At 72.3% G+C, this 9,961-nt stretch carries 10 protein-coding genes; 3 read left to right on the top strand and 7 right to left on the bottom strand.

Annotation, left to right across the window (positions count from 1 at the left end; all coding sequences use genetic code 11):
• Positions 1–270: 270 nt before the first annotated feature.
• Genes ACFV4N_RS33410 through ACFV4N_RS33400 form a run of 3 tightly spaced genes read right to left on the bottom strand, consistent with a single transcriptional unit; the run spans position 271 to position 2,978 of the window.
• Positions 271–1,254, bottom strand: a complete 984-nt coding sequence (locus ACFV4N_RS33410) for an NAD-dependent epimerase/dehydratase family protein (RefSeq protein ID WP_499676647.1) — start codon at positions 1,252–1,254, stop codon at positions 271–273.
• A complete protein-coding gene (locus ACFV4N_RS33405) occupies positions 1,251–1,853 on the bottom strand; it encodes a dTDP-4-dehydrorhamnose 3,5-epimerase family protein (RefSeq protein WP_499676646.1) in 603 nt (200 codons plus the stop codon). The genes ACFV4N_RS33410 and ACFV4N_RS33405 overlap by 4 nt, the downstream gene beginning before the upstream one ends.
• A gap of 12 nt (positions 1,854–1,865) precedes the next feature.
• Complete coding sequence (locus ACFV4N_RS33400) at positions 1,866–2,978, bottom strand: DegT/DnrJ/EryC1/StrS family aminotransferase (protein WP_499676645.1); 1,113 nt, start codon at positions 2,976–2,978, stop codon at positions 1,866–1,868.
• Positions 2,979–3,171: 193 nt separating this feature from the next.
• Here ACFV4N_RS33400 and ACFV4N_RS33395 point away from each other — a divergent pair, with 193 nt between their 5' ends.
• Genes ACFV4N_RS33395 through ACFV4N_RS33385 form a run of 3 tightly spaced genes read left to right on the top strand, consistent with a single transcriptional unit; the run spans position 3,172 to position 6,187 of the window.
• Positions 3,172–4,656, top strand: coding sequence for an NDP-hexose 2,3-dehydratase family protein (locus ACFV4N_RS33395; protein ID WP_499676644.1), 1,485 nt, complete (start codon positions 3,172–3,174; stop codon positions 4,654–4,656).
• The gene (locus tag ACFV4N_RS33390) at positions 4,653–6,005 is read left to right on the top strand and encodes a cation:proton antiporter (RefSeq protein WP_499676643.1); all 1,353 of its coding nucleotides are present in this window, start codon (positions 4,653–4,655) and stop codon (positions 6,003–6,005) included. The genes ACFV4N_RS33395 and ACFV4N_RS33390 overlap by 4 nt, the downstream gene beginning before the upstream one ends.
• Positions 6,002–6,187, top strand: coding sequence for an MbtH family protein (locus tag ACFV4N_RS33385; RefSeq protein ID WP_499676642.1), 186 nt, complete (start codon positions 6,002–6,004; stop codon positions 6,185–6,187). Before ACFV4N_RS33390 ends, ACFV4N_RS33385 begins: the two co-directional genes overlap by 4 nt.
• A gap of 382 nt (positions 6,188–6,569) precedes the next feature.
• On the opposite strand, the gene ACFV4N_RS33380 is transcribed toward ACFV4N_RS33385, so the two are convergent.
• Genes ACFV4N_RS33380 through ACFV4N_RS33365 form a run of 4 tightly spaced genes read right to left on the bottom strand, consistent with a single transcriptional unit; the run spans position 6,570 to position 9,725 of the window.
• Positions 6,570–7,058, bottom strand: a complete 489-nt coding sequence (locus ACFV4N_RS33380) for an NUDIX hydrolase (protein WP_499676641.1) — start codon at positions 7,056–7,058, stop codon at positions 6,570–6,572.
• Between the two features lie 53 nt (positions 7,059–7,111).
• Entirely contained in the window at positions 7,112–7,951 is an 840-nt protein-coding gene (locus ACFV4N_RS33375) for an exodeoxyribonuclease III (protein WP_499676640.1), read from the bottom strand.
• A complete protein-coding gene (gene tmk / locus ACFV4N_RS33370; protein ID WP_499676639.1) occupies positions 7,942–8,619 on the bottom strand; it encodes a dTMP kinase in 678 nt (225 codons plus the stop codon). The genes ACFV4N_RS33375 and tmk overlap by 10 nt, the downstream gene beginning before the upstream one ends.
• Entirely contained in the window at positions 8,616–9,725 is a 1,110-nt protein-coding gene (locus tag ACFV4N_RS33365; protein WP_499676638.1) for a radical SAM protein, read from the bottom strand. Before ACFV4N_RS33365 ends, tmk begins: the two co-directional genes overlap by 4 nt.
• Positions 9,726–9,961: the final 236 nt, after the last annotated feature.

Here is a 9,961-nt window from a genome sequence, read left to right as displayed (position 1 = left end):
CGGGTGTCGTCAGGCGACGACGACCGAGCAGGAGGTCGCGGCGCTGGTCTTGACGGTCTCCAGGCGGCGGACGACGAGCTTCTTCATGTGTGGTCACCTCCCCTCGCTCTGTGCTGTGAGGAAGATCCTGCTGCCCGCCACCGGGCCCGGTCTGCGCAACGTTGAGCACTCGAGGATCATCAACTTCGTTGTCCCGCAACGACTTCTCACAGGCACGCCGAACGGCGCGGCGGGTTCTCCCGCCGCGCCGTCCGTCCTGCCGCGACTCCGCTACCGGTGCGCCACGCCGTCGGCCACCAGCCGCGCCACGGTGTCCCGCAACCCCTCGTCCGCCGGGACGCGCGGTCGCCACCCGGTGACGGCGGTGAACGCCGAGGCGTCGAACTCCACGCTCTCCAGGTCGCCGGGGTCGACCTCACCCGGCGGGGGCACCGAGCGCACCGGCACGGGGTCCCGCCCGGTCAGCTCGGCCACCAGGCCGGCGACCTCCCGGAACACCTCGCCCAGGGGTGCGCTGCGGCCGGTGCCGATCACCCAGTGCCGGCCCGACAGGCGGTCGACGTGGCGCAGCGCCAGGCGGAACGCCTCCGCCGCGTCCGCGACGTGCAGCAGGTCCCGCCGCACCGTCCCGTCGTGCCACATGGTGATCGGCTCGCCCGCCAGCGCGCGCCGCGCCATCGCCGACACCACGCCCCGGTCGACCGCGCCCGACCCCGGCACGTGGCCGTAGGTGGTGGGCAGCCGCAGCGAGACCGCCCGCAGCACGCCGTCCGTGTCCGCCGCCGTCAGCGCCAGCTCGGCGGCCAGCTTCTGCCTGCCGTACGGGGTGCGCGGCCGGTCGGTCTCCGAACCGTCGATGCGGACCCGGTCGGTGTCCCCGAGCTGGCTCTTGGTCCCCGCGTACAGCACCACCGGCGGCGGGCCGCCCCGCGCCGACAGGACGTCGACCAGGTCGAGCACCAACCCGGTGTTGACCCGCTCGGCCGCGGTGTCGCCGTCGGCGGCCCGCCACGAGCCCGAACCCGAACGGTGGGCCAGCGCGTACACCACCACGTCCGCGTCGGCCACCACCCCGGCCAGCGCACCCGGCGCCGTCAGGTCCAGCACCACGTCCTCGAACGCCGTCGCGCCCGGCGGCGGCGAGGTCGGCCGGGTGGCGACCGCGCGCACGGCCAGGCCGTCGCGCGCCAGTGCGTGCAGCACAGCCGAGCCGATGAACCCCGTGCCGCCCAGGACCACCGCCCGCGCGCTCACGCGGTCAGCTCCCGGTCCAGCCGCAGGCACTCCTCGTACCGGGGCAGCAGGCCCGCCGCCTCGGCCTCGGCCAGGGTCGGCGCGACGGTGTCCCGGTCCGACAGCAGCGGTTCGAGGCCGTCGGGCAGCTCCAGGCCCAGCGCCGGGTCCAGCGGGTGCACCGCCAGCTCGTGCTCCGCCACGTACGCCGACGACACCAGGTAGGACATCACCGTGTCGTCCTCCAGTGCCACGAACGCGTGCCCCAGGCCCACCGGGAAGTACACGGCGCGGAAGTCCACCGGGTCGACGCGGACCACGTCCCACCGCCCGAACGTGGGTGAGCCGACCCGCAGGTCGACCACGAAGTCCAGGGCGGCGCCGCGCGGGCAGTACACGTACTTGGCGCACCCCGGCGGGGTGGTGGTGAAGTGCACGCCGCGCACGACGCCGGCCCGCGACCGGCTGTGGTTGGTCTGCGCCGGGGTGAACAGCCGGTGCCCGGTGGCCTCGGTGAACGCCGCCTCCTGGAAGGGGGAGGTGAACAGGCCCCGGTCGTCGGGGAAGGTGTTCGGGGTGAACTCGAACGCGCCGTCGACGGCGAGCCCGCGTGCTTTCACGGAACGCTCCAATCAGGACAGTTCGGTCAGGACCGAGCGCACCGCGTCGATGACCCGGTCCTGCACGTCCGGCGCCAACCCGGCGTACATGGGCAGCGAGAAGATCTCCCCGGCGAGCCGCTCGGTCACCGGGAGGGAACCGGGTGCCCACCCCAGGTGCCGGAAACCGCTCATGGTGTGCACCGGCCACGGGTAGCTGACGTTCAGGTGCACGTCGTGCGCCTTGAGCGCCTCCAGGACCTCGTCCCGGCGGGGGTGGCGGACCACGTAGAGGTAGTACACGTGGTCGTTGCCGTCGGCCACGGCGGGCAGCACCAGGTCGGTGTCGGCGAGCCCCTCGGCGTAGCGCCGGGCCACCTCGCGGCGGGCGGCCAGGTACCCGTCGAGGCGCCGCAGCTTGCGGCGCAGGATCTCCGCCTGCACCTCGTCCAGGCGGCTGTTGTGGCCGGGCGTCTCCACCACGTAGTACTTCTCGGCCATGCCGTAGTACCGCAGCCGCCGCAGGCGGGCGTCCACCCCGTCGTCGGAGGTGACCACCGCGCCGCCGTCGCCGTAGGCGCCCAGCACCTTGGTCGGGTAGAACGAGAACGCCGCCGCGTCGCCGGTCGTCCCGGCGATCCTCCCGTGCCGCCGCGCGCCGTGCGCCTGCGCGCAGTCCTCCAGCAGCGCCAGCCCGTGCCGGCGCGCCAGCTCGGTCAACGGGTCCAGGTCGACGCACTGGCCGTACAGGTGCACCGGCAGCAGGCAGCGCGTGCGCTCGGTGAGCACCTCCGCCACCTGGTCGGTGTCCATCAGGTAGGTGTCGGGGTGCACGTCGACGAACTTCGGCACCGCGCCGACCGCGTCGATCGCCACGACCGTGGGCGCGGCCGTGTTCGACACCGTGACCACCTCGTCGCCGGGGCCGACGCCCAGCGCCCGCAGCGCCAGCACCAGCGCGTTCGTCCCGTTGTCCACACCCGCGCAGTGGGCCGCGCCGTGGTAGTCGGCGAACTCGCGCTCGAACCCGGCCACGCTCGGGCCGAGCACCAGCCGGCCCGACGAGAACACCGTCTCGACGGCGTCCATGATGTCCGCGCGCTCGTCTTCCCACTCCGCCAGGTAGTCCCACACCAGGGTTGCCATCGTCACGTCTCCCGGTCCGGCAGCGCCACCGGGACGCCCGGGGCCCGCCGAGTGTGCACCGCGACGACCCGGCCGTGACGGTCAATTCTGAGCAGCGCCGGCCGACCTCCCTGACCGCACAATGCGGTGCCCGTCCCCGAGACCAGCCCCGGACCGTTCCGCGGAACGGGGCCGGGCAAGAACGGAGGTGCGCATGACCGCCCACGGCACCGGACCGTCCGCGGGGGTGGACACCGGCCTGCGGCTGCTGCGCTCGGCCCGCCGCGCGGACAGCCCGCTCACCCCGAACGCGGACGTCGACGCGTGGCTGGAGCGACAGCGGGCCGAGTGCGCCGCGGTCGTCCGCCGCGTGCCCTTCGCGGAGCTGCGCGGCTGGCACTTCGCCGAGGACACCGGCAACCTCGGCCACGACAGCGGCAAGTTCTTCACCGTCGAGGCCGTCAAGGTCACCGCCGACACCGACACCTGGGTGCAGCCGATCATCGTGCAGCCTGAGATCGGCGTCCTCGGGCTGCTGGTCAAGGAGTTCGACGGCGTCCTGCACTTCCTGATGCAGGCGAAGTTCGAGCCGGGCAACGTCACGGTCGTCCAGCTCTCGCCGACCGTGCAGGCGACCCGCAGCAACTACACGGGCGTGCACCGCGGCGCCTCCATCCCGCACCTGGAGCACTTCCTGCGCGACGGGTCGTCGGGCGTGCTCGTCGACGTGCTCCAGTCCGAGCAGAACGCGTGGTTCCTGCACAAGCGCAACCGCAACATGGTCGTGGAGACGACCGCGCCGGTCGAGCACGACGACCGGTTCCGCTGGCTCACCCTCGGCCAGATCCGACGGCTGCTGCACCGCGACGACGTGGTGAACATGGACGCCCGCACCGTGCTGTCCTGCCTGCCCGTCGCGGAGGTCGCCGCCGCCGCCGCGGACCCCGACGGCGACGGGTTCGACACCGACGACTTCGGGGCGGCCGTGCTGGAGTCCTTCCGGGAGCGCGACCCGCGCGGCGCGGCGGAGGTGCTGAGCTGGGTGACCGACCAGCGCGCCCGCCGCGAGTTCCTCCAGGCGCGCATCCCGCTCAACCGGGGCGCGAACCACGGCTGGCGGCGCGGCCCGGACCGCATCGAGCACGACAGCGGCCGGTTCTTCACGGTCGTGGGCGTCGACGTGAGCACCGGGTCGCGCGAGGTCACCTCCTGGTGCCAACCGCTGATCGCCCCCGTGGGCAGCGGCCTGCTGGCGCTGCTGGTGCGCCGCACGCGCGGCTCGCTCGACGTGCTCGTGCAGGCCAGGCTGGACGCCGGCTCCCTCAACGGGGTCGAGCTGGCCGCCTCCGTGCACTGCACCCCGGACAACTACCGGGGCCTCCCGCCCGAGCAGGTCCCGCCGTTCCTGGACGCCGTCCTCGCCGCCGACCCCGCCGCGATCCGCTACGACGTGATGCAGTCCGAGGAGGGCGGCCGGTTCCTCGACGCCAGCAACCGGTACGTCGTCGTCGAGGTCGGCGACGACTTCCCGACCGCGCTGCCCGGTTCCTACCGCTGGCTGCCGCTCGGGCAGCTGTGCGCCCTGCTCGTCCACAGCAACTACCTGACCGTGGAGCTGCGCAGCCTCATCGCCTGCGTGCAGACCCTCCCGCACCTGGCCCCCGCGTTCCCCGCCACCCCCGCCGGGGGGCCGCGATGACGCCCTCCCGGTCAACGCGGACGGCCGGCTGGCGGCACCGGGTCGGACCGCTGGTCGGGGCCGCCGCCCTGGCGGGTGCCCTGGCCCTGCTCGGCCCGCGGGTCGGTGACGGCGTCACCTCCGTGGCCCGCTTCCTGGCCGCCGTCGGCCTGGTCCTCGCCGTGAGCCACCTCCTCGGCCTGCTGTTCGCGCGCCTGGGCCAGCCGCCCGTCGTCGGCGAGATCGCCGGCGGCCTGCTGGTCGGCCCCTCCGCCCTGGGCGCCGCGTGGCCCGACGGGCAGCGGGCGCTGTTCACCCCCGAGGTCACCGACGGCCTCGCGATGGCCGCCCAGCTCGGCGTGGTGACGTTCATGTTCCTGCTCGGTGCGGAACTGAGGCTCGAACGCGTCGCCGGCAGCGAACGGGTCGTCGGCCTGGTCGTGGTCGGCTCGATCGCCGTGCCCTTCGCCGCCGGGGCGCTGATGGCGTGGCTGTGGCGGGACGCCTTCCTGCCGGCCGGCGAACCGCTCCTGCCCTACGTCCTGTTCTTCGGCATCGCCCTGTATTTAAAAGCGCTGCCCGTGCTGGCGCGCATCCTCCTGGACTCCGGCATCCGGACCACCGGGATCGGCACCGTGGCCATCGCCTGCGCCGCGATCGGCGACGCCGTGGCCTGGTCGGCGCTGGCGGTCGTGCTGACGCTCACCGACGGTGGCGGGGCGGGCGCCGTGCCGGCCAAGGCGGCCACGGCGGTCGCGCTGGTCGTGGCCACGGCCCTGTGCGCGCGACCGGCCCTCGTGGCCCTGGACCGGCTCCTGCGCGACCGCCCGAAACCCGAAGCCGTCATGCTGCCGGTGCTGGTGGTCGGCGCGGTCACCTGGTCGGCGCTCAGCGAGGTCGTCGGCCTGCACCCGGTCATCGGCGCGTTCCTCTTCGGCCTGGCCGTGCCCCGCGACAGCGCGCTGATCACCGCGGTGGGGGAGCAGCTCCACGGCTTCGCGGTCTCCGTCCTGCTGCCGCTGTTCTTCGCCGGCATCGGCCTCAAGACGGCCTTCGGCCTCTTCGGCGGCGACGTGGGGATATGGTGGGCCCTGCTGGTGCTGCTCCTGACCGCCACCGCCTCCAAGGTCGTCGGAGCCGCCGGCGGCGCACTGGCCGCCGGCTGGTCCACGGGGGACGCCCTCACCCTGGGCGCCCTGATGAACTGCCGAGGCGTCACGGAACTGGTCGTGGTGTCCATCGGCCTGCAGCACGGCCTCATCAACGAGGCGGCCTTCACCGTCCTGGTCCTGGTGGCCCTGTTGACCACGGCGGCCACCGGCCCACTGGTGCGCGGCCGCGTCCCGAAACCACACGAGGTGCCGGTGTGACAAACCCGTTCGACGGCGACGGCCCGTTCCTGGTCCTGCTCAACGACCGCGGCGAGCACAGCCTGTGGCCCCCCGCCACCCCCGTCCCCGCCGGGTGGCGGACCGTCCTGGGACCCGCTCCGAGGACGGTCTGCGACACCTACGTGGACGACCACTGGACCGCGATGCGCCTTCGCGCCTGACGGTGCCGACGATCCGCTCGGTGTGGGCGTTGGCCGGTGGACACCGTGGTGGACTCTTCACGACCTGGATGCCGGTGGCGGAGAAGACCGCGTCGAACGGGGCGGTGAACTGACGGGCCCGGTCGCGGATGAGGAACCGGAAGTCGTCGGTCCGGTGGGGTAGGTCCAAAGCCACCGGGCTACCGGGGGAAGCTCATTGGCGGCCGGCGTGTCGACCCGGGTCGTGGGTTCGGGCCGCGAGCAGATCGCGGATGGCGCCGGGCAGGGCCGCCGAGGCCCACACCAACACCACTGCCGGGTCGGCGAAGAGCTGGATGTTGACGTCGTGGTACCGGCGTTTTCGGAGTGGTGGGGCTTCTGGTTCGTGATGCGGTCGATCGGGTTAGGGGGCGAGGACGAGGGGTGGGTCCGGGAGTCGGCCGTTGATGATGTCGTGGAGCAGGTGGGGTAGTTCGGGTGGGAGCAGTTTGTCGTGGCAGGTGTTCAGGTCGTCGAGTGTGCGCCAGCGGTGTTCGACGAGGCCGAGTTTTTCGTTGTCGGTGGGGCGCGGGGCGGCGTGGGGTGTGATGGTGGTGGTGCGGGCGAGGTAGACGTGGTCGATGCGGTGGTGGTCTTGGCCGCGGTAGTGGAAGCGGCTTTCGCGGGTCCACAGGTGGGGGCCGAGTTGGTTGAGGTGGATGCCGGTTTCCTCGGCGAGTTCGCGGCGGGCGGCGTCGGTGGGGGTTTCGTTCGGGTCGAGGCCGCCGCCGGGTAGTTCCCACCAGTGGTGGGTGGGGTGGTCGGGGTCGCGGGCGTGGATGAGCAGGACGCGGTCGGCGGGGTCGAGCAGGAGGACGCGGGCGCCGATGCGGGGTGTGGTGGTGCTGGCCATCCGTCGCGGTGTCCCTCGGGTGCGGGCTGGTCGGGGACGGCGACCGGGGGTGGTTAGAAGAGGGTGAGCTCGGGGTCGTCGTGGGTGGCCGCCGTGGTGGGGTCGGAGGTTAGCAGCCGGTGGGTGGGGGTGAGGGTGAGGCTGACGGTGAGTGCGGAGTGGTCGGTCAGGCGGGTGCCGTCGGGGTCGGGTTCGCGGGTGTGGTGGAGGTAGGTGCAGGCGGTGAGGTGGGGGAGCAGGTCGGGGCTGGTGTGGGCGTGGTCGTAGCGGTAGCCGAGGTCGGGGCGGCGGGCCCAGCTGTGTTCGACGCGGTCGGGGTGGTGGTGGCGGTAGGTGTCGACCAGGCTGCAGCGGTCGGTGAGGTCGCGGTAGAAGTCGTACTCGAAGGGGGCGAACTGGCCTTTGTGCGGGGGTTGGTGGTCGGGTTCGACGACGTTGAGGTCGCCCAGCAGCACGGTCGGGTGATCGCCTCGGGTGGTGTCCAGGGCGGCGAGGAAGGCGTTGGTCCAGCGTTTCTTGCGCTCGGTCTTGGCGGGGGTGGCGTCGCGGGAGGGGACGTAGGCGCCGAGGATGCGCAGGGGGCCGTGGTCGGTGTCGACGACGATGCCGGCGGCGCGTGCGGGCAGGTGGTCCAGGTGGTCGGTAATGGGGTCGGGGCGGGTGGCCAGCCTGCTGACGATGGTGACGCCGAGTTCGCCGGGGGCGTGGTGGGGCATGGTGACCGCGTGGCCGGCGGCGGTGAAGGCGTCGACGAGGTGCCGGGTGCCGGGGGTGGCTTTGGTCTCGGTGAGGACCAGGACGTCCTCGGGACGGGTGGCCAGCCAGGCCAGTTGGCGTCGGGCGCGGTCGAGGGAGGGTGCGCCGAGGTTGAGGGTGAGCAGGCTCAGGGACATGCCGGGAACTCCTGGTCGACCGGGTGGGCCGCGGTCGGGGTGTGGGTGGTGCGGATGAGGGCGGCGAGGGTGTGGGCGACCGTGTCGACCGTGGCGGTGGTGACGTCGAAAGTGATCACGGGCCAGCCGCGTTCGCGCAGGTAGTCGATGCTCTTGTGGTAGCCGGCCACCTCGTGCCTGCTGCTGTCGGGAGCTTGTTCGAAGCGGCTGTGCGTGCCGCGGCTGTGCAGGCGGCGGGCGATGACGTCGGGGTCGGCGGTGAGGATGACCGCGAGGTCGGGGCGGTGGACGCCGTCGTTGACGGTCCACACGGTGTCCATCGACAGCCCGTCCAGGCCTTGCAGGACCAGGGACGAGGGCAGGTAGCGGTCGGTGATGACGATCGCGCCGGCCTCCAGGGCGGGCAGGATCTCGGTGGTGTGCTGGTGGGCGCGATCACCGGCGCACAGCCTCGCCAGCGCCACGCCCCGGTAGAGGTGGGTACCGTGGCGGATCAGCTCGCCCAGCGGGGTGCGGGACGGTTGGGTGGTGGCGTGCACCGCCAGGCCGGTGGCGACGAGCAGGTCCATGACGCGGGCGACGGTGCTGGACTTGCCGACACCGCCGGGGCCGTCGACGCTGACCAGCGTGCCGGGCAGGCGGAGCCGGTCGGGGCTCGGGCTGGTCATGCCGGCGTCAGCGGCAGCAGCCGTCGTCCCTGCGTGGGCATGGGGCACTGCTCGGTGTCGACTTCGCCGATGCGTCCGCCCGCGGCGACCACGGCGGCCGGGCAGCCCTTGCCGCAGTCCGCGTCGAGGGAACAAGATCGGCAGGAGGGGTTGTCACCGACCTGGTAGCGGTCGTGGAACCGGTAGGCGTCCAGGCGGTCGGCCACATCGGGGTCGGTGAAGATGTTGCCCACGATGAACTCGGTGTCGGCGTGCCGGGAGGTCGGGGTCCGGGCGGCGAAGACCAGGTAGGGGCACACCGTGACCTCGCCGGGGGTGAACACGTAGAGGATGGTGCCGGCCTCGCACCCGGCCAGCGGCCGTCCCTCGGTGTTGGGGAAACGGATGTGGGCGACGTCCAACTCCGGTCCGTCGAACGGGATGGTGCGCTCGAAGATCTCCTGCATGTGCATCGCGGACTTCGCCAGGCGCGCCTGGGACTTCACCCCCCGACCCATGCTGCCCAGCGGGTTGAGCAATACGTACCGGGCGCCGTGCTCGCGCGCGAACGCGCACAGCGCGGTGTATTCCTCGTCGTGGGCCAGGCTGTTGGGCGTGCACAGCAACCCCTGCAACAGGCCCGCTGCGGCGAGCTTGCGCACCGTGGCGACGGTGATGTCGAAGGAGGCACGGTCACCGCGGAAGCGACCGTGGGACTCGGCGGCGAACCCGTCGAGGGAGACGTTGCAGTGCACCCCGCCCACCGCCACCAGTTCCGCGATCCCCTCCTCGTCCAGCGTGGTGGCGTTGGTGCAGACCCCGACCTGCATCCCGGCGGCCCGGAACGCCCGGACGATTCCCAGGAAGTCCGGGTGCAGCGTCGGCTCGCCCCCGGTCAGGGTTACCCGGGTGACCCGGCACTGCACGAGGCGGGGGATCACCTTGTCCACGACCCCGGTCAGCGGCATCTGCCTGCCGATCCTGGTGGCCGAGACGAAGCAGTGCGCGCAGTGCAAATTGCAGTCTTCATTGATCTGCACCAAGGCCTTGCGGTGTGGTGAGTCGACCGTGGTCCGGAAGTAGCAGGAAGCGGTCCGGCCGGGACCGGTGATGTTGCGTGTGCTCATGGCTTGCCTCTCCACTCTCGGACGCGCAATGCCACGCCGCCTCGATAAGTGTTCGTTCGAACATTAACAAGGGTGCTGCTGTCTGAGTGGACATATGTGGGACAGTTGGGTTGTGACGGGCGGGACTTTAAAACCAACAATGCCCCGGTAAAAAAAAAAGCCAGGACCGGGCTCCCGTTGGTGCCAATGCCGCCCAACCCAAAACAACACCGCCCCGGGGGGCCGACAGCGACACC

Source organism: Actinosynnema sp. NPDC059797 (assembly GCF_042732085.1).
In the GTDB taxonomy this organism is placed as follows: domain Bacteria; phylum Actinomycetota; class Actinomycetes; order Mycobacteriales; family Pseudonocardiaceae; genus Actinosynnema.
The sequence above is the reverse complement of the archived record's forward strand: the minus strand, read 5'-3'. Positions and strand labels throughout refer to the sequence as shown.

What these genes read in the sequence shown, in the direction of transcription:
- ACFV4N_RS33365 (WP_499676638.1), bottom strand. Translation starts at nt 9,725, where the DNA reads ATGAGCACACGCAACATCACCGGTCCCGGCCGGACCGCTTCCTGCTAC.
- tmk (WP_499676639.1), bottom strand. Translation starts at nt 8,619, where the DNA reads ATGACCAGCCCGAGCCCCGACCGGCTCCGCCTGCCCGGCACGCTGGTC.
- ACFV4N_RS33380 (WP_499676641.1), bottom strand. Translation starts at nt 7,058, where the DNA reads ATGGCCAGCACCACCACACCCCGCATCGGCGCCCGCGTCCTCCTGCTC.
- ACFV4N_RS33400 (WP_499676645.1), bottom strand. Translation starts at nt 2,978, where the DNA reads ATGGCAACCCTGGTGTGGGACTACCTGGCGGAGTGGGAAGACGAGCGC.
- ACFV4N_RS33390 (WP_499676643.1), top strand. Translation starts at nt 4,653, where the DNA reads ATGACGCCCTCCCGGTCAACGCGGACGGCCGGCTGGCGGCACCGGGTC.
- ACFV4N_RS33375 (WP_499676640.1), bottom strand. Translation starts at nt 7,951, where the DNA reads ATGTCCCTGAGCCTGCTCACCCTCAACCTCGGCGCACCCTCCCTCGAC.
- ACFV4N_RS33395 (WP_499676644.1), top strand. Translation starts at nt 3,172, where the DNA reads ATGACCGCCCACGGCACCGGACCGTCCGCGGGGGTGGACACCGGCCTG.